The 26,050-nt window shown below is 36.1% G+C and carries 41 protein-coding genes and 1 pseudogene; 10 read left to right on the forward strand and 32 right to left on the reverse strand.

Going from position 1 to position 26,050, the window contains the following annotated elements:
* Positions 1 to 210: 210 nt before the first annotated feature.
* Positions 211 to 843: a Crp/Fnr family transcriptional regulator gene (locus MKY93_RS11420; protein ID WP_221838059.1), complete on the forward strand. Its 633-nt coding sequence runs from the start codon at positions 211 to 213 to the stop codon at positions 841 to 843.
* Between the two features lie 20 nt (positions 844 to 863).
* A complete protein-coding gene (locus tag MKY93_RS11425) occupies positions 864 to 1,544 on the forward strand; it encodes a Crp/Fnr family transcriptional regulator (protein ID WP_340759118.1) in 681 nt (226 codons plus the stop codon).
* 21 nt (positions 1,545 to 1,565) lie between these two features.
* On the opposite strand, the gene MKY93_RS11430 is transcribed toward MKY93_RS11425, so the two are convergent.
* Complete coding sequence (locus MKY93_RS11430; protein ID WP_340759119.1) at positions 1,566 to 2,399, reverse strand: alpha/beta hydrolase family protein; 834 nt, start codon at positions 2,397 to 2,399, stop codon at positions 1,566 to 1,568.
* 1,311 nt (positions 2,400 to 3,710) lie between these two features.
* On the opposite strand from MKY93_RS11430, the gene MKY93_RS11435 reads away from it, so the two are divergent.
* From MKY93_RS11435 to MKY93_RS11450, 4 genes are read left to right on the forward strand one after another with little or no spacing between them, the layout of a single operon-like run.
* Entirely contained in the window at positions 3,711 to 4,352 is a 642-nt protein-coding gene (locus MKY93_RS11435; protein ID WP_340759120.1) for a CPBP family intramembrane glutamic endopeptidase, read from the forward strand.
* Positions 4,353 to 4,408: 56 nt separating this feature from the next.
* Positions 4,409 to 4,726, forward strand: coding sequence for a DUF3784 domain-containing protein (locus tag MKY93_RS11440; protein WP_340759121.1), 318 nt, complete (start codon positions 4,409 to 4,411; stop codon positions 4,724 to 4,726).
* A gap of 13 nt (positions 4,727 to 4,739) precedes the next feature.
* A complete protein-coding gene (locus tag MKY93_RS11445; protein WP_340759122.1) occupies positions 4,740 to 4,985 on the forward strand; it encodes a hypothetical protein in 246 nt (81 codons plus the stop codon).
* Positions 4,985 to 5,584 carry a hypothetical protein gene (locus MKY93_RS11450; RefSeq protein WP_340759123.1) on the forward strand — a complete coding sequence of 200 codons (600 nt, stop codon included), beginning with the start codon at positions 4,985 to 4,987 and terminating at the stop codon, positions 5,582 to 5,584. Before MKY93_RS11445 ends, MKY93_RS11450 begins: the two co-directional genes overlap by 1 nt.
* A gap of 207 nt (positions 5,585 to 5,791) precedes the next feature.
* Here the strand turns inward: MKY93_RS11450 and MKY93_RS11455 are convergent, their stop codons facing one another.
* Positions 5,792 to 6,307 carry a hypothetical protein gene (locus MKY93_RS11455; protein WP_245799512.1) on the reverse strand — a complete coding sequence of 172 codons (516 nt, stop codon included), beginning with the start codon at positions 6,305 to 6,307 and terminating at the stop codon, positions 5,792 to 5,794.
* Positions 6,308 to 6,391: 84 nt separating this feature from the next.
* Here MKY93_RS11455 and MKY93_RS11460 point away from each other — a divergent pair, with 84 nt between their 5' ends.
* Both MKY93_RS11460 and MKY93_RS11465 read left to right on the forward strand, forming a co-directional pair.
* Positions 6,392 to 6,517, forward strand: coding sequence for a hypothetical protein (locus tag MKY93_RS11460; RefSeq protein ID WP_281250670.1), 126 nt, complete (start codon positions 6,392 to 6,394; stop codon positions 6,515 to 6,517).
* 127 nt (positions 6,518 to 6,644) lie between these two features.
* Positions 6,645 to 7,337, forward strand: a complete 693-nt coding sequence (locus tag MKY93_RS11465; RefSeq protein ID WP_078818086.1) for a CPBP family intramembrane glutamic endopeptidase — start codon at positions 6,645 to 6,647, stop codon at positions 7,335 to 7,337.
* 9 nt (positions 7,338 to 7,346) lie between these two features.
* On the opposite strand, the gene MKY93_RS11470 is transcribed toward MKY93_RS11465, so the two are convergent.
* Positions 7,347 to 8,066, reverse strand: a complete 720-nt coding sequence (locus MKY93_RS11470; protein ID WP_340759124.1) for a MerR family transcriptional regulator — start codon at positions 8,064 to 8,066, stop codon at positions 7,347 to 7,349.
* A 174-nt stretch (positions 8,067 to 8,240) separates the two neighbouring features.
* Between MKY93_RS11470 and MKY93_RS11475 the strand changes: the two genes are divergently transcribed.
* Both MKY93_RS11475 and yfkAB read left to right on the forward strand, forming a co-directional pair.
* Positions 8,241 to 9,200, forward strand: a complete 960-nt coding sequence (locus tag MKY93_RS11475) for an SEC-C metal-binding domain-containing protein (RefSeq protein WP_340759125.1) — start codon at positions 8,241 to 8,243, stop codon at positions 9,198 to 9,200.
* 19 nt (positions 9,201 to 9,219) lie between these two features.
* A pseudogene (gene yfkAB, locus MKY93_RS11480) lies at positions 9,220 to 9,870 on the forward strand (radical SAM/CxCxxxxC motif protein YfkAB); the annotation flags it as partial.
* Between the two features lie 44 nt (positions 9,871 to 9,914).
* Here the strand turns inward: yfkAB and MKY93_RS11485 are convergent.
* From MKY93_RS11485 to MKY93_RS11625, 29 genes are all read right to left on the reverse strand, one after another.
* Complete coding sequence (locus MKY93_RS11485; protein WP_340759126.1) at positions 9,915 to 10,088, reverse strand: hypothetical protein; 174 nt, start codon at positions 10,086 to 10,088, stop codon at positions 9,915 to 9,917.
* Entirely contained in the window at positions 10,075 to 10,638 is a 564-nt protein-coding gene (locus MKY93_RS11490) for a dihydrofolate reductase (RefSeq protein ID WP_340759127.1), read from the reverse strand. Before MKY93_RS11490 ends, MKY93_RS11485 begins: the two co-directional genes overlap by 14 nt.
* Before the next feature lie 4 nt (positions 10,639 to 10,642).
* Entirely contained in the window at positions 10,643 to 11,218 is a 576-nt protein-coding gene (locus tag MKY93_RS11495) for a metallophosphoesterase (protein ID WP_340759128.1), read from the reverse strand.
* A gap of 6 nt (positions 11,219 to 11,224) precedes the next feature.
* A complete protein-coding gene (locus MKY93_RS11500) occupies positions 11,225 to 11,737 on the reverse strand; it encodes a hypothetical protein (protein ID WP_340759129.1) in 513 nt (170 codons plus the stop codon).
* A 94-nt stretch (positions 11,738 to 11,831) separates the two neighbouring features.
* Positions 11,832 to 11,984 (reverse strand): hypothetical protein, encoded by a 153-nt coding sequence (locus MKY93_RS11505; protein ID WP_340759130.1) that lies wholly within the window; start codon positions 11,982 to 11,984, stop codon positions 11,832 to 11,834.
* Positions 11,985 to 12,026: 42 nt separating this feature from the next.
* Positions 12,027 to 12,269, reverse strand: coding sequence for a hypothetical protein (locus tag MKY93_RS11510; RefSeq protein ID WP_340759131.1), 243 nt, complete (start codon positions 12,267 to 12,269; stop codon positions 12,027 to 12,029).
* 38 nt (positions 12,270 to 12,307) lie between these two features.
* Positions 12,308 to 12,469 (reverse strand): hypothetical protein, encoded by a 162-nt coding sequence (locus MKY93_RS11515; RefSeq protein ID WP_340759132.1) that lies wholly within the window; start codon positions 12,467 to 12,469, stop codon positions 12,308 to 12,310.
* Positions 12,466 to 12,690, reverse strand: coding sequence for a hypothetical protein (locus MKY93_RS11520; protein WP_340759133.1), 225 nt, complete (start codon positions 12,688 to 12,690; stop codon positions 12,466 to 12,468). Before MKY93_RS11520 ends, MKY93_RS11515 begins: the two co-directional genes overlap by 4 nt.
* Before the next feature lie 28 nt (positions 12,691 to 12,718).
* The gene (locus tag MKY93_RS11525) at positions 12,719 to 13,285 is read right to left on the reverse strand and encodes a hypothetical protein (RefSeq protein WP_340759134.1); all 567 of its coding nucleotides are present in this window, start codon (positions 13,283 to 13,285) and stop codon (positions 12,719 to 12,721) included.
* A gap of 42 nt (positions 13,286 to 13,327) precedes the next feature.
* On the reverse strand, positions 13,328 to 13,738 hold the full coding sequence (locus MKY93_RS11530; RefSeq protein ID WP_340759135.1) for a hypothetical protein: 411 nt from the start codon (positions 13,736 to 13,738) through the stop codon (positions 13,328 to 13,330).
* Positions 13,739 to 13,788: 50 nt separating this feature from the next.
* On the reverse strand, positions 13,789 to 15,006 hold the full coding sequence (locus tag MKY93_RS11535; protein WP_340759136.1) for a hypothetical protein: 1,218 nt from the start codon (positions 15,004 to 15,006) through the stop codon (positions 13,789 to 13,791).
* Between the two features lie 52 nt (positions 15,007 to 15,058).
* On the reverse strand, positions 15,059 to 15,487 hold the full coding sequence (locus tag MKY93_RS11540) for a hypothetical protein (protein WP_340759137.1): 429 nt from the start codon (positions 15,485 to 15,487) through the stop codon (positions 15,059 to 15,061).
* Between the two features lie 277 nt (positions 15,488 to 15,764).
* Complete coding sequence (locus MKY93_RS11545) at positions 15,765 to 16,616, reverse strand: thymidylate synthase (protein WP_340759138.1); 852 nt, start codon at positions 16,614 to 16,616, stop codon at positions 15,765 to 15,767.
* Positions 16,617 to 16,678: 62 nt separating this feature from the next.
* Positions 16,679 to 17,272: a sigma-70 family RNA polymerase sigma factor gene (locus MKY93_RS11550; protein WP_340759139.1), complete on the reverse strand. Its 594-nt coding sequence runs from the start codon at positions 17,270 to 17,272 to the stop codon at positions 16,679 to 16,681.
* A gap of 67 nt (positions 17,273 to 17,339) precedes the next feature.
* The gene (locus MKY93_RS11555) at positions 17,340 to 17,942 is read right to left on the reverse strand and encodes a hypothetical protein (protein WP_340759140.1); all 603 of its coding nucleotides are present in this window, start codon (positions 17,940 to 17,942) and stop codon (positions 17,340 to 17,342) included.
* Positions 17,943 to 18,004: 62 nt separating this feature from the next.
* Positions 18,005 to 19,693: a ribonucleoside-diphosphate reductase subunit alpha gene (locus MKY93_RS11560; RefSeq protein WP_340759141.1), complete on the reverse strand. Its 1,689-nt coding sequence runs from the start codon at positions 19,691 to 19,693 to the stop codon at positions 18,005 to 18,007.
* A 44-nt stretch (positions 19,694 to 19,737) separates the two neighbouring features.
* Positions 19,738 to 21,009, reverse strand: a complete 1,272-nt coding sequence (locus MKY93_RS11565; protein ID WP_340759142.1) for a ribonucleotide-diphosphate reductase subunit beta — start codon at positions 21,007 to 21,009, stop codon at positions 19,738 to 19,740.
* A gap of 60 nt (positions 21,010 to 21,069) precedes the next feature.
* Entirely contained in the window at positions 21,070 to 21,327 is a 258-nt protein-coding gene (locus MKY93_RS11570) for a glutaredoxin family protein (protein WP_340759143.1), read from the reverse strand.
* Between the two features lie 63 nt (positions 21,328 to 21,390).
* Positions 21,391 to 21,540 carry a hypothetical protein gene (locus MKY93_RS11575; RefSeq protein ID WP_340759144.1) on the reverse strand — a complete coding sequence of 50 codons (150 nt, stop codon included), beginning with the start codon at positions 21,538 to 21,540 and terminating at the stop codon, positions 21,391 to 21,393.
* A 254-nt stretch (positions 21,541 to 21,794) separates the two neighbouring features.
* Complete coding sequence (locus tag MKY93_RS11580; RefSeq protein ID WP_340759145.1) at positions 21,795 to 22,355, reverse strand: deoxynucleotide monophosphate kinase family protein; 561 nt, start codon at positions 22,353 to 22,355, stop codon at positions 21,795 to 21,797.
* Positions 22,352 to 22,774, reverse strand: a complete 423-nt coding sequence (locus MKY93_RS11585; RefSeq protein WP_340759146.1) for a hypothetical protein — start codon at positions 22,772 to 22,774, stop codon at positions 22,352 to 22,354. Before MKY93_RS11585 ends, MKY93_RS11580 begins: the two co-directional genes overlap by 4 nt.
* A gap of 69 nt (positions 22,775 to 22,843) precedes the next feature.
* Complete coding sequence (locus tag MKY93_RS11590) at positions 22,844 to 23,266, reverse strand: hypothetical protein (RefSeq protein ID WP_340759147.1); 423 nt, start codon at positions 23,264 to 23,266, stop codon at positions 22,844 to 22,846.
* A gap of 66 nt (positions 23,267 to 23,332) precedes the next feature.
* Positions 23,333 to 23,467: a hypothetical protein gene (locus MKY93_RS11595; RefSeq protein WP_340759148.1), complete on the reverse strand. Its 135-nt coding sequence runs from the start codon at positions 23,465 to 23,467 to the stop codon at positions 23,333 to 23,335.
* A gap of 5 nt (positions 23,468 to 23,472) precedes the next feature.
* A complete protein-coding gene (locus MKY93_RS11600) occupies positions 23,473 to 23,601 on the reverse strand; it encodes a hypothetical protein (protein ID WP_340759149.1) in 129 nt (42 codons plus the stop codon).
* A 94-nt stretch (positions 23,602 to 23,695) separates the two neighbouring features.
* Positions 23,696 to 24,127: a hypothetical protein gene (locus MKY93_RS11605; RefSeq protein ID WP_340759150.1), complete on the reverse strand. Its 432-nt coding sequence runs from the start codon at positions 24,125 to 24,127 to the stop codon at positions 23,696 to 23,698.
* Positions 24,128 to 24,181: 54 nt separating this feature from the next.
* On the reverse strand, positions 24,182 to 24,307 hold the full coding sequence (locus MKY93_RS11610; protein WP_340759151.1) for a hypothetical protein: 126 nt from the start codon (positions 24,305 to 24,307) through the stop codon (positions 24,182 to 24,184).
* Positions 24,308 to 24,365: 58 nt separating this feature from the next.
* The gene (locus MKY93_RS11615) at positions 24,366 to 25,631 is read right to left on the reverse strand and encodes a hypothetical protein (RefSeq protein ID WP_340759152.1); all 1,266 of its coding nucleotides are present in this window, start codon (positions 25,629 to 25,631) and stop codon (positions 24,366 to 24,368) included.
* A gap of 4 nt (positions 25,632 to 25,635) precedes the next feature.
* Complete coding sequence (locus tag MKY93_RS11620; RefSeq protein WP_340759153.1) at positions 25,636 to 25,818, reverse strand: hypothetical protein; 183 nt, start codon at positions 25,816 to 25,818, stop codon at positions 25,636 to 25,638.
* Positions 25,815 to 26,027, reverse strand: a complete 213-nt coding sequence (locus MKY93_RS11625) for a hypothetical protein (protein WP_340759154.1) — start codon at positions 26,025 to 26,027, stop codon at positions 25,815 to 25,817. Before MKY93_RS11625 ends, MKY93_RS11620 begins: the two co-directional genes overlap by 4 nt.
* Positions 26,028 to 26,050 lie beyond the last annotated feature (23 nt).

Here is a 26,050-nt window from a genome sequence, read left to right on the forward strand (position 1 = left end):
TACATATTGAATGGATAATTGACTTTCCCATCACCGTATATTAATCTTAATATATATTGAGTGAAAACGGTGTAACCCACTTAACTTTTATAAGTAAATATTTCTGAAGATTCCAAAATGATCGAATGTTATTTATTCAAATTTCATTATAGCTTTGGAATCTTTTCATACTAAATTTTCCCTGTATTTAATATAAAGGAGCTGAAAACTATGACTTTACTTAATGAATTTAATATTAATTGGGAGGAGTTCGTAAAGTATGGCAGTCGTCAGTTTCTGGAAAAGAATTCCGTAATTTATAAACAGGGGGAAATTGGTGATGGTTTTTACTATCTTAAAAAAGGGTTGGTTAAAGTTATGACAACGACTGCGGGTCGTAGTGACTTACTGCTCAAAATAGTCTTGCCTACCCAGTTAGTAGGTATACAAGCCATGGATCAACTTGTCCATTATACGACGGCAAAGACTATTGAGGATTCGGTTCTCTACTTTTTCCCCTATAATACAATTGAAGAAATAATGCTTCAGAAACCTACAATAAATCAACTCTTTCTGCAATCGGTCATTAACGAGATGAATACGTTTGCCTCAAAAATTAATGCAGAAAGGTTACCGGCAGAACAAAAATTAGCAATACTGCTTTTAAATATTTATGATGAATTTAGCCAGTATGATATCCCTTTACTTCAAAAAGATATAGCCAGCAGCACGGGGCTTACACGAATTACAATTTATAAGATCTTCAAAGAGTGGAGTGAAAATGGATATATTGAAAACACAGGAAAGTCCTTTTCCATCAAAAATCCAACCGTTCTAAAAAAATACGCTGAAGGACTCTATTAATAAGGGAGAGAAAAGGTCTAGTGCAACTACGTTATTCTTGGCAACCATACCTCGATTTTGGTCAACAGTTGGATCTTGATCAGGGGGTCTTTGTCTATCAACAGCATGAGGAAGGGAAAGGGTTCTATTATTTAAATAATGGATTAATCATGAATTCAATCATTTCTACCGATGGTAACGAACACGTAATAAACTATATCACGGAAGGCATGCTATTCGGCGAACCAGGCATATTTCATGAACCCTATATCACCAACGCAAGAGCAGTGCGCTCCTCTGTAGTGTATTATTTTTCCGACCTTGCCTATAATGAAGTATGCGACGCATTTCCAGAGGCTAGACTCGTTTTTACAAAAGCTCTTCTGTTCAAACTCCGAACCATGGCAGAAATTGTTACTTTCATGAATGGCAACATTGAACAAAAAATAGCTCATTTTACAATAAAGTTAGACAGTGAAATCGGAGAAGTGATCCCGTTTACACAGACTAACTTTGCCGAATTCCTTGGAATTTCTCGAAAAAGTGTCAATCAGGTCATCAATAAGTGGCGAAAAGAAGGAATTATTGATGTAGTCGGCGATGTACTTGAAATCAAAGATAGACAGCGACTTAAAGAAATCCGAACATTAAATACAAATTTCGATTACAATGTGGATTATCTTTTATCCTTACATCAAGTATTCTCCAAAAAAAGGTTATGAGTAAAAAATCTCATAACCTTTCTAATGTTTATTTCCTAATAATGTATTAGCTGATTCTAATAAAACTAACCATGATTCTGTCTCTGGTAGAATTAATTTGAAATGCTCTGCCGTCGGAATGATTTTCAGGGTAATCGAATCCCCTTCCTTGATGGCCTCCTTCTCAAAGTGTTCACTTAAACCTATAGGGACATTGACATCTAGGCTTCCATGAATGAGAACGAGTGGTATTCCAATCGGCAAAAGCTCATATGGCGATCCTTCCTTGTACCGATTTGCCTGTTCATTCGGCTTCCCGCCTAATAAGTCACGAGTCGGATTATCGACAATACCGAACAACGTCTCTGTCCATTGATGAATATCATGCATCATCTCCAAATCGTTCGCTCCTGCAAGACTGATGACTCCTTTTAAAGGCAAAGGATGTTCAGATGTTTGTAACATACTATTTGCAGGAAGTTTATGTCTAGCTGCCAGCCATAGAGCAAGATGGCCTCCTGCCGAATGGCCGATCGTAATCACTCGATTTACGTCAAGCGGATACGATTTTGTAAGAACCCGAATATGATCGACTGCTGCCGCGTTGTCTAAAAATGTCCCCGGCCAGCCTCCTCCTTCCTGGCCAACTCGTCGATATTCTACATTCCAAGTCGCGATGCCCTTCGCAGTGAATGCTTCGGCCATTTTATTCATTTGCTCTAGATCAAACCTTTCTCTCCAGAAACCACCGTGAATAATCATCGCTACTGGAAACGGACCTTTTCCATCTGGAATTCGTAAATCCCCAAACTGGTTTTCATTTGTACCGTAAGCAATCCGTATTACGTTATTTTTTTCTGTTGTATTGATACCCAACACTCCCTAACATAGATGAAATGTTTAATTCCTGGTCTTTCTCTAAATCTTGATTTATACTTGGGGAACTTTATTTCATGCATAGGCTTAATGATTCGTTCAATTAATTTCGTTGAATTAATCAACTTCCATTTTTTCATCCCCTATATTAATTGATATAACGTCTTTACCCTCAACAATCTCACCTGAGTATGTCTATTTCTTTCTTCCTATTAGTTCAGCATTTTCTAAATTAAAACCACCAAGCAGAACAAGGTGTGTGTTTACGGCCAACTTCAGCTTTGTTTAGGTTAATACTTTTCCTACATCTTCCGGGAAAGTATCGCTTAGACATAATAAGTTGTAATTCTTTCAATGATTCTAGTTTATCCGGGGGAACGACACCAACTTCGTGAATAATGATATCTGCCCCCTTAGCATGTACTATTAAATTGTTGTCATAAGTACACCTTATAATCGATACGGTAGCCATAAACAGCACGTCAGGTATGCAAACGATAGGATCTGAATGCAAATGGGTTAGAATCAATTGATGAATTCCTCTTAGCAAGACTCCAGATTGATATAGCCATACAGCCGCGCCATGCCCATCATCAAACTCACCCAATATAATTAACTAATAAATGGAGGTCATACAACCTGAACAATAAATACGCAATTAATTGGAATTGGCAGGGAACTGCAAAAGTGAAGAATTTACCGATTACCATCTTTACAAATTGCTCCAAAACTCGCTGATCAATTGAAATTCATTGTCCCAGAATAAACAATCTACTGTATATTATAAAAAGAAAAATACCGCAACATCGCAGGTAAAGTATTAGATCAATTACTTTACTCTACACACTTTACATGATTAAAACACCACCTTTTATCTATTATGGAATGATTGACCTTTACTTTGCTATATATAAATCTTAATATATAGCGAATAAAAGTGTTGTAACCCATTTAACTTTTACAATCACTTTCATACCAGGATAAAGAACTTCAATCCTAGTGAATCTAAGACATGCTTGACGTTCTTTATCATCCTTGACTTCAAAATTAACTATAAAGTTCATCTCATCTATGGTAAGTTGAATTTTTTTAAAAATGGAGTCAACTAACTCGTAGTGAAAGCACTATGCATTTAGTCGGCTACTTTTTTATTAGTGCATAATGTTTCTAAAAGCAAGACGAAGGCATAGAGTTATTTACTACCAATAAATGAAACTTATAATACAGCAAAACGTATCCTTATTATGACCGTGGTTGGGTTAATCAATGAGAAAAATTTATAACATTCTATAGGCAAGGAGTTAGATGATTATGTCCGAGAATAAAGATTTTTATTTAGTTGCCATGTCTGCTATGGTGATTGTTTCCTTTGCCAACTTTTTCGGATTAACTATTGGCGGTATATCTGTTATTCTTGGTATTACTTTTTTTATTATCAGTAGAGTAGCAGATAAAACTACCTCTCCTGATACTAGTCTTAGCTTGAAAACAATTGGACCGAATTTCAAAAACAAATCACTATGGTTCTGGATCTTTTCGCCCTTACTCATGAACCTATTTTGTATTATTTTAGCAACACTATTCCTGCCCGAATTCATAGAACATCTTATCGGTAGAACAGGTACCATGATTTCATTAGATACGCTATTCGCACTTATCCTTCAACTGGCCATTTTAGCATTGGGCGAAGAAATTGCATGGCGCGGTTTTTTCCAAAAGCAATTAAGCACACGGCTGCCCATCCTTCCCGCCTTAATTTTAACTTCTTTCCTATTCTCCATCGCTCATTATACTGTAGGTAACTTTGCTGTTATCAGTTACGATATGTTCTTTATTTTCATTAATAGTATGTTGTATGGTATCGTATTTCACAAAACAACTAATATTTGGATCAGTGCTATATCGCATTTCACTGCGAATCTTTTTATTATTATCATTTTTTCCTTTATGTAGAAAAGTGATCTACTTGTTAAACTATCGGATTAAATGTTGGGAAATGAGGGTCGGCCATGACAGGAGCTATGATCGATATTGTACTAATGATCGCCTTTTTGATCTTCGCTTTCTATCTCTCTCAAGGAAAAGGTGCATTTCTTCTTTCGGGTTATAATACGATGCCTGAAGAGAAAAAAGCGATGATTGATGAACTTTCATTATGTAAATTCATGTCAAAAATTATGTATGGATTGAGTTTTTGCATAGGTTTGTTTGCATTGAGTGAATTGCTCAATCAGCAAATTTTATTTGTAGTAGGGCTTGCTCTCTTTGTCCTGCTTGTTGTTTTCGCCGTTGTGTATTCGAATACAGGAAACCGTTTCAAAAAATGAGGGAGGTGCGGGTTTGGTCAGAAGACGCGGGATTTACGAAGTGGAAATTCTAGGTAAACAGCTATGTTGTACATTATGCGATGGTAAAATGTTCCATCATCGTGAAGTCTATTTGGATTTGGAATTGCCAAAGAAGATAGATCGAGAGCAACTGACTTTGCAATCCTTGATGTGCAAGGTTTGCAGTACGACTCAACTTGTGCAAGAGAAAACAGACGATACAAAAACGAATATTGTTTACATCGAGGTGAAAACGTGATGGTAGACGAGTTGATTTGCGATGAAAGCAGGGTTTGGATTCTCGGCCAGCCGCTCATTTGCCGCTTTTGCGCAAATGATGTGTTTTTGCCCTATCACACGTATAAAAACGTAGAAAAGCCAGGGATTGATGTGTTTTTTGTGGACTATACCGCGATTTGTTTGAAATGTGGCTGTGCGACACAGTTTGGCGACCCGAGCGGACCCAGCCCAGATGGTACGGATTATATTTGGGCATTAGAGCAGGTTTTGCTTAATCCGCCTGAACCCGAGCCACCGATAATTCGGACAGTCGATGACAAAACATTACGGGCACAGAAAAGTTGCTTGAGTCTAGCACTTCTATTGCTTGTTCAAGAAGGTATTATTGAAAATGCCGTCTTGCCACTGGTCGAAGAAGAACAGAATGAGAACTTGCTGCATCTTTTGGAACCGGGTGTATATGTATCATCTGAAGAAATACCTGCCGAAAAATGTTTAGTTTTGGCACTGAGTCAAATAGTTAAACACCGACTCTTAGATAATGATAAATTACACTTTATAATTGAACATGAGAGCTATCCTGGTATCGAGTCTTTTTTACGGAAGCATATAGAATAAGAAGGCAGTTCGTGAAGTCATTTCTATCCGACTTCTCAGACCGTCTTTTTTTGTCGGAGAAATGCTTTTTGTACATTCTAGATAGTTGTCATGACGGCGAGAATATGTGCAATGGGACTTTGGTATATTCACCTGATTTTCTTGCTTGTTCCTAAGGGAAACAGCTGTCACTAAAAGCATTTTTCTACATTCAGGACAGCTGTGTTTTTATATTTCACTTATTCGAACAAGCATCTCCAGCACATGCTGCAAAAACTCTCCAATCTCTCCCATATGCTCTTCCGTCAATTTCGGTTTAAAGTCGATTTCTACCGTGTTTAGAAAACCAGGCTCTGTCTGTCCATAATGAAAACTCAGCGTCTGCCTATATTCGATATCATTTTCCCAGATCGTCTGAATAATGTTTTCGACCTGCTCACATTGTGTATCCATGTCCTGCACATTTATAAGGACGCGCAAAGACAATAAGCAGCCTGGCTCTGTTCCTTTCGCTTCTAGTATTTCATCCGCCAATTCTTGAAGCGATGAATTCAGCGCAATCTCCACGCTCACAGCGGGATGGCTTACTAATGAAAATTGTATAGAGAATTTTCTTGACATGACTGCTAAATCTAACTGATCGGTACGGTTCAAGATGGAAATCGTACGTTCTAGATTATCCAAATCATAGACATGATTTTCGAATGCTACTTTAAGGTTTTCAAAAACAGTTGGGTCGTACATGATGCTGCCTCCTAATTTATATTCGTTTGTATAATCTGTCCTCATTCAGCCACCTTATGTACAAATTCAGAAAGGAAGATGTATATGGCAAAGATTGAAGCACCAATTGCAAAGTTGGGAGAAGAGGAACTTCATGCACTAAATCGTTTGGAGAATGAATTAGGTGTGACACTCGTCGCATATGAGAATACTTCTACAAGTACTGCATGACAAAGTTAAACTGCTGATGCTTTCTATTTTGGAAAGCATCTTTTTTATTTTTATTGAAACTATCTCTTGCAGGTTACGTAGCGTCACCTCATACACTTAAATTAACACCGTATGAGGAGGAAATACTATGCTTTCATTTTTCAAAACTTCGCCTTGGGGCAAAAAGGAATTGTTTCAACTTTTATTTCTTGTGTTAGTGCTCATTCCCTTTTTCATCGAATACCTTTTGATGAACTACCTAACCGACCTATTTCAAAACGATTTATATTCCGGCACACTCATTGGCTTAATCATGTCTATTATTTTCATGACGGGACTTTATGTAGTGGCATTACGTCCAAAGCAGCTCGGATGGAGAGATGTTGGATTAAATCGTTTTTCTCGTTCGTATTGGGGATCGATTATTGGATGGACTGTTGTGTTGATCATTGGCAGTATCCTAATGGTTTTCTTAATGTCATTTGTCGGGATTGGTGTAGATAACAGTAAAACGGAAAGTGTACAAACTCATCTTTCACCACTCACATTCTTCATTGCATTTGTTTCAGCCAGCATTATTTCTCCAGTGTATGAGGAAATTTTTTACCGTGGCTTTCTGTATCGCTGGTTTAGATGCCGTTACGGTCTAGCTTTGGGAATGATGGGGAGTTCCTTCATCTTTATGTTGGTCCATATTCCTACTTATAATGTATTACCTATCACATTTGTCTCTGGACTCCTCTTCTCATGGACCTATGAAAAGACAGGATCCGTTTTTCCAGGCATGATAATTCACGGCACATTTAATGCCATAGCCTTGTTTCTAACCGCTTTCGCTTAATGGATTGAGTTAGACTGATAACGCTTGCTCAATGAAATCAATGATTTCTTGCCGAATTGGGTACAGTCGAAGTTCAGCAGAAGCTTCTCCAGATTTTCTCACTTCCCAAAACTTATCCATGAGCTCCTGGTCACCATTAAACGTCTCATCGGAAAGAATATTCATATCATCCATAATAATTTGCGCTTCTTCCGACTTTGGAGAAGCGCCATTCTTAATACATAGCTCGATCCGTTTAATCAAATTCATCCATTTTTTCGTGGAAATGTCTTGGCTCTCTAAAGAAGGCAGCTGCATTTCAAGCAGTTGTTGCTCTTCATCAGTAAAATAGAAAGCCCAATTCTTTTCTTTCTTGCGGTCCACTACTAAAGTTAATAAGTCTTGCCATTTTATTTCCCCCTCGAGCTCTAGCACATGAATGAGCGAGGTAGTATGCCGTATTGACTCATCCAATGTTTCTACTTGTTCAGTTAAAGATGATCTGTGTGCCGATAAGATTGACGCCATCGATTGCTCCTGAATAATTTGCTTACTGTCTTCGAGAGATAATGATAGGTCCTTCAGTATGAGGATCTTCTCTAACGTAAAAATATCGTCCTCAGTATATAAACGCTTACCTCCGTTGCCTCTTTCAGTAGGTTGAACCAAGCCAATTTGATCATAGTAACGTAATGTTCGGACCGATACTTCCAGACGCTTTGCTAGTTCGCCAGTAGACAGATATGTCACTCTATTCCCTCCCCCTGTTGCCTTACTCTTTTACTATTCAGTAGCGTATCATTTCGCCGACTGTTTGTATATTCAGAGTTATTCATTTTAATCCTCGCCATACAAATCCAATGCCATCTCATCTATCGTTTGGTACACTAGACTATGTGTTAATTTATCAAAGGAAGTGTATGTATGGTAGGACGAAACGAACCATGCCCTTGTGGCAGTGGAAAGAAATATAAAAAGTGTTGCGAATCAAAGCAGGCGGTATCTGTTGAAGAAGTACAAACCGAAGAAATGGAACGCTTATTGCAGACGTTCTATGATACGTATCCTGAACGTAAGGATGTATCAGAGTTCATTGACTTCGCGGATTCCTGGAAATCCTCTTTGCGTGAATATTTACCTGAAGAAATGATTGAAGCGATTGCGTTGGATGAATTTTTCTTCCATCAACGTTCGGATATATGGGAAAGTTATATTGAAAAGCAAAAGAAGAAACAAGTACGGCCTTCAATTTTAGGTTTGCTGGATCAATGGGCGCATCCACGCGTTTTCATCGGCAAAGTGACAGCTGTAGATGAGACGTATATGACCGCCGCAAGCATCATCGGTGATGAAACGATTCAGTTGTGGAAAGAAAGCGAAAAACCGGTTCCAGCTGGCGTTCATTTTTATTGTTTCTTGCTGCCAGACGGAACAGAAGAGGGTAATTATTTAGCTGTATCCAGTTTGATTTTCTTCCCTACCGATCATTCGGAAGCTATCAAACAATTTGCGAATTCGATTGATCAGGTAAAAGAACATACAATGTCGTTTTGGGTGAAGCTTGGAGAAAACGGTTATGCAGGAGACGAGTTCACTGAATTCGAGTCTGGCGTTCTGCAAGCGGCTGCGGAGTTCTTAGAGATGAGTGAACGACAATCTGATGCATTGCTTGAACTCATTGAAGACTTTTTAGTAGAACAGCAGCCGAATGCACGGAAAGAAGTGGCGATTGCAGCAGGTGCCATCCGTTACGGACAAGAAAACGAGTTGTTTGAGCCACTCACGATGACATGGAAGGACATCGCAGAACATTTTGACGTCTCTCCTTCTTCCATGAATAAGTATGCAAAAGAGATTACCGAATATGTTCTGCAACAGAACTAACAAGTTAGGAGTTTGAATAATGGTACTATCCACTCCCCATTTATCAGATGCTTGGGAAGCCTATAATGACGTGGACACACATGGAAAACAAGTGCTGTCCAGTATTGAATTTACTACGACATATCTATGTAATATGCGCTGTGAGCATTGTGCAGTCGGTTATATGCTTCAACCGAAAGATCCGGACGCGTTGCCGATTGAATTACTACTTCAGAAACTGGATGAAATTCCCCATTTGCGGACAATCAGTTTAACTGGCGGTGAGCCGATGTTTTCGAAGAAATCTGTCGAGCAATACGTCCTACCTCTATTGCAATATGCACATTCACGCCAAATTAAGACGCAAGTGAATTCGAATTTAACGATGCCATTTGATCGCTATGAACTGATTGCTCCTTATTTGGACGTGTTACATATTTCGCATAACTGGGGTACAGTCGATGATTTCATTGATGGCGGCTTTGCCAGAATGGAACGACAACCGCCCCGTGACCGACGCGCGGCCCAGTTTGCACGCATGATTGAAAACAGTAAAGCTTTATCGGAAATGGGTGTCATGGTATCCGCCGAGACGATGCTGAATCGTCGAACTTTGCCTCATTTGAAAACCATTCATGAGCAAATTGTCAATGAAATGAAATGTGGACGTCATGAAGTTCACCCTATGTATGGAATGTTCCTTATCTTGCATCTTAAATGAAACAAAAGAAAACGCTAACTCATTTGAGCTAACGCTATCTTGGCTAATCTTTTTAAATTAGGTTGACCAACTTTATATAATACAGAACCGTCATCACAAACCTTTTTTTCGATGTTTTCTGGGATGCTATTTCCGTGAATCAAATACAGAAGCTCGTCAAAAAGGTTTGCTTGCTTATTTTCCACCATCATTTTCCTCACCTATTTCTTCGGCTACGGGTGGTTTATCATATCGAGTGAATTTATAGGAGCAATTGTATTTATCACTATGATATTCTTCTTCTTCTGTCTTAATGAATCCTAAATTCTCTTGCAATCCCATTGGATATTCCGCATCAAAATCAAAAACATATTTATTTACGTGAGTAAGATACACATTGTCTGCATGAGGTAAGAAAGCTTCAAAAACAGATTGACCACCTAATATCCATACACTCTTGTCGCACTCCCCCATAGTCTTGCAATGCTTCAGTATCTTATCTACGGAATTGAATACATACTCGCCATATTTAGATGTATAATTTTCATCTCGCGATAACACAACATTTGTCCTTCCATTTCCTAAAGGCTTGTTGTTGCGTTCTATGATAGATTCAAAAGTGGATCGTCCCATTACAACAATTTGATTCTTAGTGAGATGCTGAAAACGTTTAAGATCTTCTTTTATTTCAAATAGAAGTTCTTTCCTATAACCAATGGCGTTATTGTTACTCAAACAACAAATTATATTAATACTCATTTATTCAATCAAAACCTCTTTCTTTTAGGAACACTTGTTCAATTTCAGGTAAAACGTGATCCATATAATTTAATAACTCATCTAAATGAATTGGCTGTCCAAATTCACGTCCAAAATTTAAAGGAGAATCTACTCCTACATTGATCTGATTCTTCATTTTGTTGGGTGCAGAATGGATGTGTCCAGACAGACTCCAAAGCCTTGCTCGATTCCCCAACTCCATTGGATAATGAGTTAAATGCATGACTTGCTTATGAGTTTTCATGTAATATCCGACTGGGTAATACTCTTCAATATGTCCATTCTTCTTTAACTTCTTCAGTGTCTCTAAGCTGTCATGATTTCCTTTTATAAAGTGCTTCTCACCGTTTAACTGTTTGATTATTTCAACCCACTTCTCATAGCTGCCAAAGCAGAAGTCTCCGAGGTGAAAGATTTTATCCTTCTTTTTTACTGTCTTATTCCAAACTTTAATAAGTTCGCTGTTCATCTCTTCTACTTTCTTAAACGGACGCTCCTCAAACTCTAAGATATTCTTATGACAAAGATGTAAGTCACTTGTAAAATAAATATCGCTCAAAAATATTCACCCCTTTTCAAACTTCTTCTTTAGTCTTAAATATTGTACGTAGTCCAATTCATCTTGCTTTTTATTTATTATCAAATTTTCTTTTTGTTGTAACTCTTCCTGTAAACGATTAGCTGTCTGCCGAGTAATAATTCCCCAATTAACTAATTCGTCTCCATAGTGTTCATAAATATCTTCTATACTATCCATAATCTTCGTCTTAACTACATTTACACCCATTGATCTACTGGTATACTTATATTCAACTAGCAAACAGTTATCATCAGTAAAATAGAGAGTGTAAGACTCAATCATCTCGTCATGGTCGATTAAAATGAGGATCTTATCTTCTAGTTCCTTAATATCTGTTAGAATGCACGGTAAACCTTCGGTGGACTGCTGTAAATGTTTTACTGTTTCTTTGTTGTAATCTACTGTTTGATTGGTTAGAGATTCTCTGTTAGTTTTATACAGTTTCTTTTCTGGTTGATCAGGTCGTTCAGGCAGAGAATAATATTTTTTACGCTCCATACTAACAACTCATCTCTCTATTTAATTTTATTTATCATTAAAAAGTTCCTTTTAATGATAATGTATGATATCTTATACGACTTGCAGAGTCTTTCTATCTACTATCTTTCTTATCTATGTCAACAGCAAGCTTAATTATCTTGATAACCTCTTCAGGTGGTAAAGGATTTAACACTATTTCTTTTTCATGTAGAATGTTAACACGTGCAATCAGTTTACCGTTTTCATCATGTTCATAACACTTCATTAATATCACTTCCTTTCTTCAACTCCCTATAAAAGGTGGATATTATTCGATTTTACCGTCCCACTCTTCAAACTCAAATCGTGAACTCTCTTCGTAAGAGTAGATAGCATTATTTACCGCTTTTATAAAACTATCAGGGAATCCAACATAATGAGCATGGACTGTTAAAAATATTTTACCAACCCATCTTCTCCTTAGATGTACATAATATCCGAAACTCTTGTACGGTCTGATTAAAACTAAATACTCATTGCCTTTCTTGCTAACTACAGGATATTTTTTCATACTTTCGCCTTTCTTTCAGCCAAATATATTTTCTAATCTTATCCTAAATCTTCAAGGCTTCTCATAACATCCCAATACTTACCTGCCATTATATGACCTAAAGTTGGTTTAGATTTTCCAATGCTAACACCTATTGCTACTGTAACATCATTGCCTATGTCACTTATAATATCGAAGTACCATTTAACCTTTATATTCATAATTCTAACTCTATATTGTTTTCTATTTCAGAAATGACTACTTTGTATTTTTTATCCATTCCTGTGTTTCTCATAAACTTTGCAACAGATTCATTTAAGTCTTCGACCATAGTATACTGGCTTATAGTCAAAACAAGTTTTCCATCGATTACTTCTTGTTTTTGTTCATTCTCATAGCTCCCCCATGAACGTTTTTGATTTTTCTTAAATAGGTTAAACACTCTGATCGCATCCTAACGAAAGATATTTTTATAAGCTTAAGATTTTTTCAGTAATCTCTCTTTTTACATTTAGAAAATAATATGGCATTCCAGTACTTTCATCAAATTTTGTGGCAACCTTCATCGCTTCCAACATTTTACCTTTTATTGTCATTGAAGAATCATTTAATAGAACCTCAATTGCTCCTAAAGCCAGCTCTGATCCACTGCCAGTGCAAAAATACTCATTATTGATATGCGTCAAAGAGCCCAACAAAGAGGAGGTGTGAAAAATACCTTGAGTGCCGACAAATAGCAAGTAACAGTCGTCATGCTCCAACTCTTGCTCTTTAAATAGTTTCAGAATCCTTGGTAAAAGCTCAAAATTTAAATATCCTAAATCAAGTCTACACCCTTGTTCTAACTCTTTTATTTTATGGTTAATAAGATTAAATCCTTTAGCGCTTCCTGATACACATGCGTAAAATACTTCTTCTCCATTAAACTTGATAAATTTAGGTATGCCAGAGTCGAAATGACCTCCTCTTCTTGACACTCTTCCATCACTTAGAATATATGATCCGTTTTCACTTACATGTACAATAACTGTTGTCATCAATACATCTCCTTATAAAATACATATTTGAATCAGAATGGCTTAGCTAAAATAACCCATTTCCATCCATTCTATATCTTCAATATTTTTTATTCCTAACTCTTTAGCATATAACTTTGCAACCACATCCAAATCTTTTAATTTGGTGTCAGGGTACAGTTTAGCAATGTGCTTGTGATTAAAGGTTAAATAATGATCTCCGTCATAGCCATAATCTAGATTAATCAAATGATCTATACTTTCTAGATGTTCAGTTATCAGGCTGTAATCTTCATCATCTACAGCTTCTTTCATTCTCCCAACAAACTCTTTCCATGTAGGTGTCCAACTATAATGCTCATTTACACGCTCATCTAACTTGTCTTTATATTTCTCTTCTAAATATGCTAAATCCCACTCAATTTCACTGACATCTGCTCCATACCCATACAAATAACTTGCGTCTACTCCCACTCTTAATTCCTCCTTATATTGTTTATTATTATTATTTATCGACAGCTACATCAAAATGGAACATCACTTTGATCCTCTTTCTTGTTTTCAGCCTTCTGAGTCCATTGCTTCCACTCGTCTTCAGGCACTTCTCTAACTACATAACACTTCTTAACTGCAATTTTTTCGTTTCTAACAAATATAATATCGTCTGGGTTTATCAGCACTTCTAGCACTGCTTTATCACTTCGCTCGTTATAAGTCGCTACTGCTAAACCATTTTTCTCAACAAAGTACAAACGTCCATCATTTCTGCCTTCACTACTTGCTGCAATTTGATTACATAATTTATATTCAAATGAATTGTCGTAGAAGCTCGTATATTTGCCATCGTGTTTTTTGACATATTTGTATAATTTGTTATTGCTAAAGTATTCTTCTGCATCAACCTTGATATGATTCTCTGGCTCCTCATCGACCTCTTCGAGTTCTCCAAAGTAGTTAATGATCAACTTCTTATTGTTAGTCTCAATGAAGGTTATTGGTTCCTTGGAGATGTTTTTAATAATCTCTTCTATTTCATATTCTTTTGATTCAGGCATTTTAAAGTAGTCTTCACTGAGAGCCAAATCTGCCAGTTTATTAATAGCTGTTCCAAGGTCAAAGTCTTCATCTTCTACATCTTTAAACAGCTTATCAAAGTTTTCTCCATACATTCCTCCCATATGATCCTTCAATTCCTCATAAGAGTTAATCTCCAAATTCATACAAGATAGCACGACACGGACAAACTCAGGTTTAGACACCTTATAACCTTTATCTTCATACTTCTGAATTCTTAACATGGAGACAATAGGATAAGCAGTCTTAGGATTGTATTTGAGAATACGTTGTGAATTATGTTTCAGGAAGTCGTCATGCAGGATGTATTCCTCTTTATTGAAATCAAATGCACCCATACAGACCGTATAGTCAAACGTATTGAATAAGTCTTCCACTGTCTCAAAATAATCAAAATGGATAACTTGAACATTCTTCTCATCATACATTAGTTGAGTAGCTTTCTTGGTATGTGATACAACCCATGCACCATCTTCGATTAGATGCGATAGAAATCCAATTGCCTTCTTCTCATTAGGAAAATACACATCAACATCATTAATTTCTCTACTGCTAAATAGCGATGTGACGGTTCCTCCTGCAACATAGGCGTTATACTGTTTCATGAAATTTACTAGATGCTTTCCTAGATAGGCATATAATTTATTCTTTTCAAATGTATAATTCATCAATTTCACTCCTTTTTATTTATCCTATAAAATGTAGTTTTTATAACTTTCTTTAAGTCCACATACGCTCCAAGTTCTCACAAAACCAATTAGCAAATGTATAATCACACTCTACAGATAATATTCCTTCGTATACAGGATAGTTGTAATCCAATTCTTTAGATTGCTCAATTAGAGCTTTAAGAAAATTATTCATATCTGCTCTCATTTGTCTATCTTTAAATTCTGCTTTAGAATAATCAATATTAAACCGAATATATTGTTTAACCTTTTCTGCTAATACTTCTTCTTCATCATCGATATTGAATTTAACTCTCATGCCGTTGATAAGATGTGTTACTTCTATCTCCTCAGGAAGATTCCAACTATCGTCTTCGTTATTTAATTGCTTAGCCCATTTAGGTGGTTTGGCGATTACTTCAACTCCCCATTTCTGAGCGAGTTCCGACCAGTCATGACCCTTGAATTTATATTCTGACAAAATCATTCACCTCTACATTTCATTGAAATAGAAATCCATTAAATCTATTACACCACCAAAGCTTAATTCCTTGTACGTCCGTATTAGTACATCATGAGCTTCTTTATTAAAGGGTTCATCAGGTCTATTTATACAATAGGCACATTCATTCCAATCACACTTATCTTCACTCCATGAGTTGCATAGAGCACAGAAATAGGAGTCCCATTTTTCATAGTGGAAAGTTTGGTGGTTGCAGTCGTTACATTTATATGATCTCACTCGTTCATCTTCCTCCTTAAATTCCAAGCTCAAATTTTAATTGTGAGTACTCACATTCAAAGTCTACTAGCTCAAAGTCTTCTAATTTCACATCATAAAAATTAGTACCAACAGGGACGTTAAGCTTCAAGTACGGTTGCTTAGTAGAAGGTGTACGATTTAGCAATTCATCTACCTGTTCTTCATGTCGTAAATAGTAATGCATATTAGATGTAAAGACACTAAACTTTCCAAGCCTAAAGCCAAAATGATTCGCAATCATCATCTGTAATGCAACATATTGCAAACGATTTATCGTCCCCGCTACACCATAGTCCGAACTACGACTTGTGAGATGCAAGTCTAGATAAATTTCACCATCATACACCTCTCTAACCTCCCAATTAGTAGCATAGAAGCATGGAATTAACCCTTCTTTTTCATCCTCAAACTCTTGCTCTTGGTATAGATTCATGATCTTACGTCTACTAAACATATCGTTTTCAAGCTTATCTAGTAGCTTGTTCAACAAGTCATAACGTTTAACTGTATGTCCATAACGCCCTCCGATTGTGTTAGTTTCTCCTACTTCCCAGTCACGCCACCATCCGAGGTTATACTTGTCCTCCATAACTTCTAAACTATTTGTTTGATCCTGATAGAAAGCTAACATCTCACCAATTGCTGACTTTACTGCTACTGGTCTAAGCGTAGGAATAGGGAATTCTCCCTTAGATAAATCATACTCTTCATGTACAAACGTGATATACTTGGTATGTGCAGGTTGTCCATCCTTATATTTGGGACGTACATTCCCATTAACATCCGATACACCTTCATGTTTAATTTTACTTAAGTTCTCCAAGAAATATTTGTCTGCCTTATTCAAACAAAAACCCTCTTTCATCATTTTATTATTTAACTTTACTTTACATTGAATCTAGCATTAAATCAAGCTAGTTGCTCTTGCATGATTGCAGCAACCTTATCTTCGACTCTTTCTATCGCCCTCTCTACTGCTTGGCGTGATACTCCATACATTTTTGCAATTTCAATGTTGTTATATCCGCTCATTCTCAATTCAATATAGCTAGCTGTATTTTCAGGAATAATTTTCTTAATCTTACTCCATAGCATTTCAACTTCTGACTCACTATACCCCTCTTCAAATACTTCTACAAAATCATATAGTGTTGATGGTTCATCATCAATACCAACTGAATAAGTTATCTCTCTATCTAAACTTGTGCGATCGATTAGATTAAGTAGATACTTTTGATCGCATCCTAATGTATTACGCTTAGTTTCTACTTGGATAGCCCATTTAATATTGGTAATAGCAAAGTTTCTAAGTGAAGGATTTTTAGTTTCATCATATTCTTCACATGCTTTATACAATCCCAGTCGACCGAATTGAGTTAAGTCATCCACTGTAATAGAATGCATGTCTAGGAATTTAGGCTTCATATAATTCCTATTGATAGTTTGGAAAATTAGGTGTTCATATTGCTCATATAGTTCCATGATTTCTTCTTGTGATTTCATAAGTTCAACTCCTAATGCAAGTTTATATAGAAAAAGAGAAAGGGATCGCTCCCTCCCTCTATGGCTGTTATTTATTATTTAGTTGACGCTCAATTTCTTCTTTTAATTTTGATTCAGGAGCACACTTCTCCTCCCAATCATCAGGCTTCTTAACTTTCCCATCCTCTTTATAAACAGGAGTAAGTTTACCGTCAATATTGTGAAGCTTGCCCATATTAGCTTTCTGCACAATCTCTAATAGCTTGTCTGGCTTCACGCCTAGCTCGACCAAATCTCCTAATGCGAAATACAATTTATCAATAGCGGCATCTACTTGATCTTCCAGTGTTTCAGCTTCGAATAGCTCATCACACTCCTCTTCCATCCAGCTGTTGCGTGTCTCAATTCGCTCCTTAGACAACATAGTAGGGTTCTCTGGCGCTGGATGATTGAAGGCTAATTGGAATGCACGAACCCAAGACCACCACTTATCAGGGTCAGCGGTACCTTGTTCTTCTGTTACCTTTACTAAATCGAATAGCTTAGATACCATAATCTCATTAGTACCGATGCCATCTAATTTAACAACTGCTTTATTAAATGAGTGATCAATACTTGTAACGGTACCTACTTTTGAGTTAGAGCGGTCTAATACTTTGTCATTTTCTTGGATTAATGTGAATTGTGTCATATGATGATTAATCTCCTTTTAGTCTTTTTATCATTTAATTTTACTTTAGTTTAGCTGTGCGATTATGCTTCACACATCATGCACATCTTATCCTTGCTGAATTGCTGTGCAGCATTTGTTCCATGTTGATAATATAAACTCTTAATTCCATTTCTCCAAGCGAATAGGTATAAATCATTAATTTCTTTTGCCGATACGTTTGGATTAATCATAAGATTTAATGATTGGCTTTGATCAATAAATTGTTGACGCATAGCCGCTTGATCCAAAATAACGTATTGATCAATTTCACTGAACGTTTTAAATACTTCTTTTTCGTGCTCAGATAAGAAATCTAGATGTTGCACAGATCCGTCATAGTCTCGGATACTATTCCATGTATCTCGTGTGTCTTTATTATATTTCTTTAAAACTTCTTTTAATTGCGGATTACGAATTGTTACTTTAGCTTTGGCAACGTCCTTCACGTAAGTGTTACTCCAGATAGGCTCAATAGATTGGCTGACTTGTCCAAGAATAAAGGCTGAAGATGTTGTTGGTGCTACCGCAAGTGTAGTTGTGTTACGTCTTCCATAACCTTTTAGTACTTCAGGCTCGCCAAACATCTCTGCTAATTCTTTGGATGCTTTCAATGACTTCTTTTGCAAGTCTCGGAAAATACGAATATTTAACTGAGATGCCTCTACGCTTTCAAAGGGGATCATTTTAGATTGTAGATAAGAATGGTATCCTAAAACTCCAAGTCCTAATGCACGATGGTCTTTAGCAAATTGATAAGCACGTTTCATGAAGTAAAAAGCTTGCTCTTTTTCATATTCTCCTGAGTCACGCATAGATTCTAAGTCTTTAACAAATTCTGAGATTACAGCGTCTAGAAAGTATGTCATTGTCTCTACAGCATCTGTATCTTTCCATTCGTCATAATACAATGCATTCATAGATGACAGACAGCACACAAATGACCACTCATTATTATTTGGCAATGCTATTTCACTGCATAAATTTGAGTGATTAATTTTCATTCCTTTATCCTTATATGCATCAACAGTATTATTGTTCACCGTATCAGTAAAGAAAATGTAAGGATAACCCATTTCAACTCGACTTTGAATTACCTTAGCCCAAATGGATCTTTTCTCTTCATCTCCATCAACCATTTCCTTCATCCATTTATCTGTAACAGTAACTCCGTGAGTTAACTTTTGAATTGGATTTCCCTCTGTTCCAATTTTCAAGAACTCTTCAATATCAGGATGTTCTACTGGAAGGTACGGTGAAAATGCCCCTCTTCGCGTACTTCCTTGTGAGACTGTATCAATTATAGATTCAAATAGTTGCATAAAATGCACAGCACCTGAAGATTCTCCATTATTTTTAATTGACGCTCCTCGATGTCTTACATTTGAAAAGTGTCCAGAAGTACCACCTCCATATTTAGACATCATACCTACTTCTCCTTGTGTATAGAGAATGTTTCCCATATTATCGTCTATATTGCTTCCAAAGCAGGAAATGCTGAGTCCTCTATCTGTACCAAAGTTAGACCAAACAGGCGAAGAAAGAGAGTAATATCCCTTCTCCATATACTTATAAAATTTATCTGCAAACCCTCTAATTCCTAGGATAGATTCTGCTGTATCTGCAATATCTTTAATTCGTTGTTCTGGTGTATCTCCTTCTTTTAGATAGCCTCCATTTAAAAAGTTTCTACTATTTTCATTTAGCCATTTCATGTATTTATCGTCTCCCATTTCTTTTTTATTGTGATAAATCACTCTATTATTTCCACTTGAAATTAGAACAAGTCGTCAGCTGAGATTGCACGACTACGCTTCGTATAGTTGACACTACGTTTAACAAAAAAGTCTACATGTTTTGTGGCAAGAAGCTCTGTGTCGAACCAATCAGTTTGTTCTAGTAAGTCTTCATCTACTTCAAACATCTCATTAAATCCTGTATCTCTCAATGATTTATTCATGCGATTTTTAATAAATTCTTTGACAACCTTTTTAGGTAAGAAATCCAGATCCCCTTCTTCATAAATCCAATCAATAACTTCCATTTCAGACTCAAAAGTATTCTTACAAGCTTCATAGACTTTGTTGCTCATCTCTTCATCGAACCACTCAGGATGCTCCTCACGGATAATATTCACTAACTCAATTCCAAAGAGTCCATGAATCTGCTCTTCTTTAGAAGTAGCCTCAATCACGTTTGACATGCCTTTAAATACATTTCTATACTTGTTGAACGACATGATAATCAGAAACTGTGAGAAAAGGGAGACGTGCTCAATGAATAGAGAAAACAAGATTAGCGACAATGTAAAATCTTTATTACTCTCAGTTTTAGAGTGTTTTACCGCTTGAGTTAGACTATTAACGCGCTTGGCTAATGCAGGAATTTCTTGAATACGTTCAAACTCTTCATTTAATCCTAAGATATCAAGTAAATGAGCATACGCATCGTGATGAATAACTTCGTTCGCACTAAACGTTGCACCTACTGCTTCGATTTCAGGCTTCGGCATACGATTGCCTAAGTCTCCCCAGAACTTTTTTACAGCCACTTCCACTTGTGCAATAGCTAACATAGCGTTTTTGATAGCATGTCGCTCTTTTTCACTAATTGCAGACATATAATCGTGGATGTCGCTTGTGAAATTGAATTCTGTGTGCAACCAGTAAGAGTGTTGGATTGCTTCTTTATATTTATCTAAATGAGGATATTCATAAGGCTTTAAATTTAAACGGTGTTTAAAAATATCTGGTTTACGTTCTTGGTTACGTTTTTCGCGGTAAAGAATATACGCCTTGGCTGTTGTTTTATATCGAGAATTAAGAAGCGCTAGTTCTACCGAATCTTGAATACACTCAACCGTCAAATCCTTTTTGCTATCCTCTTCTTTATCCAAGAGTTCTAGTACGTCTTGTGCGAGCGCCACAGCTTCTTTATCACCAAACTCTTCTGTTTCTTTCCCTGCTCTACTGATAGCTCTAGTGATCTTTTCTAGTTTAAACTCAACAACTGAGCTATCTCTCTTCTTTATTGTTTTTGATAATGTCAAATAAATTTCCTCCTTGATTTATATATCTATTGATAATTTATTCTTAAATTAAACTATTACTCAATCTTCAAGAAATTCCTTAATTACTTCTACTGGCTGAACCCCATTAAGCTTAATAGTCTTTCCACCGTTATCAATCAGAAGTACTGGTACACTTGAGAGATCGTACTTTTCGATTGCTTCTGGCTCCTTTGCAATATCAATCGTATTGAACGGAATGTTTGCATCCTCTAATGCGAGTTGCATTGTGATACATTGTGGACATGTAGGTGCTGACCGTTTAATTAGTGTTAATTTATTCGTAGTTGAATTTGACATATTTTCATTCTCCCTTTATAAGTACTATTTAACTTTACTTTAGATTCTAACTAATCTTACAAACTAAATCTCATCCAACTGAATAGCAATTTTATCTGCTAACATGCTCAACTTACTCCAGTCTTCTCTTTTTAACTCTACTTCATCTAACATATTAGATAATTTCTCCACCGTTCCTTTTGCATCTCCAATCTTGCCATAAACCACCTCCATTGAATATTCATATAGCTCTTTTGCTCTATCTTCCAAATAAATCACCTCACATCACAAAGATGTTGTATATAATAATCAGTGTAGCAATTAACACTGTTACAATTGAGTAGGTTACGGATTTTGCCTCATGTTGATCAATGTCATGACTACTTATATTGAAGTTGTTGCGTTTTATATAGTATAATAAAGTGTGAAATAGCCACTTAGACGCAGAAAACAGAAGTAAAACTCTTAATAAAATCACGCCTTTATGTTTAACTTTCTTTATGCTTCATAGCGTTAAATACTCGATCAACTTCTGATTTTAGTTCATCTTCTGTTTCATTATTTTCAATCACATAATCACACTCGAATGTATCGTAGAAGCTCTCTGTATGATGTTTCAAGTCATCATCAGTGAAGATGTCTCCTCTATCAATCATACGTTGCTTACGTACATCCTCATCAGCAACAATACGAATAAAAGTGTAACCCGCTTTCTTTAATGCTTCGTACTCATTAGGTAAGCGACAATCAGTTACGACAATAACCTCTTGAGCATATCCACCTTTATAGTTTAATTCTTTTACACTATCAATCTTCCTAAACAATGTCTTAATCCAAACTTCGGGATCAATTTCTCTCATCTTAGTTCCAATCTCTTGTAACAGTTTCCTATCCTTGATAATCTCATTATACTTATCAGGGAATAGTCTAGCAGCTACTTCTTTAACCTCGTCCGCAAATGCGTATCTAGTATAACCATATAGATTTGTAAGAATATCAGACGTAAAATCTTTACCTGACGCCGCTTCAGAAACCAAAACAATATTCATTTTAACCTCACCTCTGCCTTATTATGAATCTTCTGGAAGGTTGATTGAAGATCTGAGCGAACACGAGGGTGATAACCACGTTTCTCTTTCTTTTGTTCATCTTCTTTTAACTTTTTATCCATCTGCGAGACATGGGCTTCTAATTTAGAATTGTTATTACACACTTTTCTGAGTTCTAGCAACGCCTCTAGCTCGTCCTTATACGCCCTACGCTTCAATCTTACTTTCTTAATTTGTCTAGCTATGTCGTATCCCTGTGAGGCACTGAATACATCCAATTCAGCCAAATGAAGTAAATCTTGTTGCTCCCATTCAGTTTGTTGTATTAAATCCTGAAGTTTTTTAATGCGTTGTGGAGTCTGGGATACTACTTGTTGTAACTGCTCAGTAGCGTTCCTATAAACCTCTACCATATCCATATTAACCACTCCTCCTTTAACTCACTTTTTTATTATATAACTTTCTTTATGATTAAGCAAAACATATGCTCAGTTAATACTTGACAAAGACTGTACTTCTCTAGCTAAGTCTTCTAAATAAGCTAATTTCTCTTCTAATCCAACAGTCAGCTCTCCAAACTTGCTCTTATAAGTAAGAATCTTACCCATTTCATCCAAGATGTCATCCATTTTAATATATTCTGTAATATCAGATGGAGCTTTCCCTGTCTTGTCTACGTATTTTAGATACTCATTAGCATATTTCTTTCTGCATACTAGAGTGATCTCATTGTATCTTGCGCTAATTTTAATATGACCTACAACTGGAGCGAGAGTGTAAGCAATTTCCAGGCTTTCTCCATCTGCTTTTGTGTAGTATGGAACTTCTTTAACCTCTTCTACTTTAAATACCTTATTCCCGTACCTGCTAATAACAACTAAATCACCTTTATAATAGATGTATTCTTCCATTTTACATTCTCCTATCCTACATTTTAATATGCTCCTTTGCCTGCGTAGTAACGTCTATGATGAAGTTTACTTCTCCTCGATGAATTCTCTGTTCAATAAATCATAAATGCAAACTTGTCCATCGATATTGCGAAATTCTAACCCATAGTATTCACATAGTTCCTGATATTTTTGCAAGAATTCAATGATATGATTCTCCATTAGATTCACTCCTCTACCCATTCAAAATCCTTAGCTTCTAAGATTTGCTCAAAGCCTAATTCATCTGCAAAAACATAAAATCTATCTTCACCTTCCTGTTCATTAATTTCATCTTCCATGCTAATGAAATACACAGTGTTGTATAGTTCGAAAAATGATCTCCTGCATCTGCCTCAATGATTTTAGCTTTTTTCTTAAACTCTGGAAAGTTCTCCATGTCTTCACTCCCTAATTCTCTTTAATAGGTAATCCGATAGCCCATTTATATAGTTCACGATTAATATCAAATAGCTGATTCAAGCGTTTCAAATTATTGGGTCTGCTTGAGCTGTTAAACTTTTTAGATTTGTAATAGATAGCATCGTCTCTGAAATCGAAATTATCTGGAATAGTAGGAGGTGTATTCTTGAAATAAATATAAGTGTCAATATAGGTGTTGTACAGATGACCACTACAACAAAACTTGGTAATCCACCCTTTCTTATTTAGCTCGATAATGGTAGGCAGGATCATTTCATCTACTTTTACCACTCTCCCTGTACAGGAAATACTAGAACAGTCAGCTTCTTCGTATATGACTTCTACATCATCTGAGTTAATATAGGAAGGATTAATGTCGTATTGGTCGAACACTTTGAGGCATTCCTTGCATAAATACATATGCCACCTCCTCTAAAAGAGTTATTATATTGCAAGTTATCTTCGGAATGTGCGTCAATCCACTTCACCGTGTTCTTCTTGAAAACATTCCATGCAAAGGTTTTCCGTTTTCGTAACCTCTCCATTTACACTTGTCTGGACTAGTACTTCATCTTCTTTCTTTCCGCATTTATCGCACAAAATATCTCGCTCCTTCACATTTTCCGTCTAATATTCAGTTAAAACTTGAATTTTATCATCATTCGTGTGCGTAATTTACTTCATTTTTATCAAATCTCCATTGAATAAACGCTGGATATTCAACAGATAGTCCACCTTTTTCATTAGTAGACTGCTGCTCATGCTCTACTTCTGCAATAACTCCTAAATACTTATCTTGATTATTCCAAATTTCCAGCCTCTGTTCGTCAGACATGCCACTACATCCAAGTTCATAGCCTTTATAGTCTAAAACTAGAGCGCCTAGCTTACCTTTGTACTTTCCATTTCCTTCAATGAAACCAATAACCTTTAGATCACTCGTATATTTCTTCTTTACTTTTAGAATGTTAGCTGTACGCTTATTTTCATATACTTTATCTTGATAATACATCAATCCTTCTCGTCCACGGACATCCACTAATTCATCTAATAGACTATCAATTACATTCATATCATTGCCTCGATACAGCTCAGGAATAGCTTTTACACTATCAAAATTAGTACTATTAACTGGATTAGAGTCACGTCTGTCAAAGTACTTCTTGGTGGACTTACCAGCCTTAAACTCATCTTCGGATAAATAGTCAAAAATCCAATAGTCTACAACTTTATTTTCGTCATCACTATTGACAATTTTCATTGTTTCCTGTAAAACTTCACGGAGGCGATACTTTTCTGAATTTTTTACGACTAATTCTCCTTCATATACACCATCAGGGAGCTGGATAATCTCTTTGTTAATATCGTTTAAGCCTACAATCACTTTATTCTGTCGAGTCTTGTTAACGATAACTCCATCTTTCTTAGTTGTGATGCATCGAATACCATTAAGTTTCTCACTGACACTGAACTCACCTTTAAGTTTATCTTTGTAATCATGAAAAGATTTAGCTCGCATAACTTCAAATTGCTCAATGAGATCAGGAAACACTTTTGCAACAGTCTTGTCAATGCCCATTCGTAACTTCTTTGTGATTGCCTTGATGTAAAAATCTCTTAAATCTTCAGGCTCATTATTAATAAATGATGCAACTAGCTCTACTGTGCGATCATTGCCCGTGCTATTTTCAAGAAGGTGTTCAAATAATTGAAATAAATTATCAAAATGAGAATTACTATATTCCTTCTTTAATGCTTTGTTTAGCTTTTTATCTTGAACACCATAGACAAGTGATTTATCTAGCGTGTATTTAAGAAATTGCTGAAACTCTTTATTGTCTTTATACTTCCTGAGAATAGCTTCTTTATCCAACTTGCCAGACACTCCTTGCAACTCAGCAACAATGCTCATAATTTCCTTCAAATTATCACTCCTCCTCCAAATCAAATTCCACTTTTATTGGCTTGACTAAATTAAATGAATTTAATTGTAGCCATTTTGTTAACGATTGCTTAGCCTCTTCAATTAATTCAGTTGTTTCCTCTTCAGATAATGCATTAATATTATCTTCTACTTTTTCTGCTATTTCAATGTGATAACTTAAAATCAATAAGACTCTGCCTCCTCATAGTTATCTACTAATCCATGCAAGAATTCTAAAGTATGATTTAGTAGCAACTCGAACTCTGGTGTAATAGTTTTCATATTATATAGCGAATCGTCTAGTTGTAGTGCATAACTTTCAAGTGAATCCATTCCTAGTTGCTTACTTTTTGAGATCAATGAATTAATATCGTACATGTAATCATGGTTCGTCATTTTTATTTTCCCCTTTTATGTTT

Source organism: Sporosarcina sp. FSL W7-1283 (genome assembly GCF_038003105.1).
Classification (GTDB): Bacteria; Bacillota; Bacilli; order Bacillales_A; family Planococcaceae; genus Sporosarcina; species Sporosarcina newyorkensis.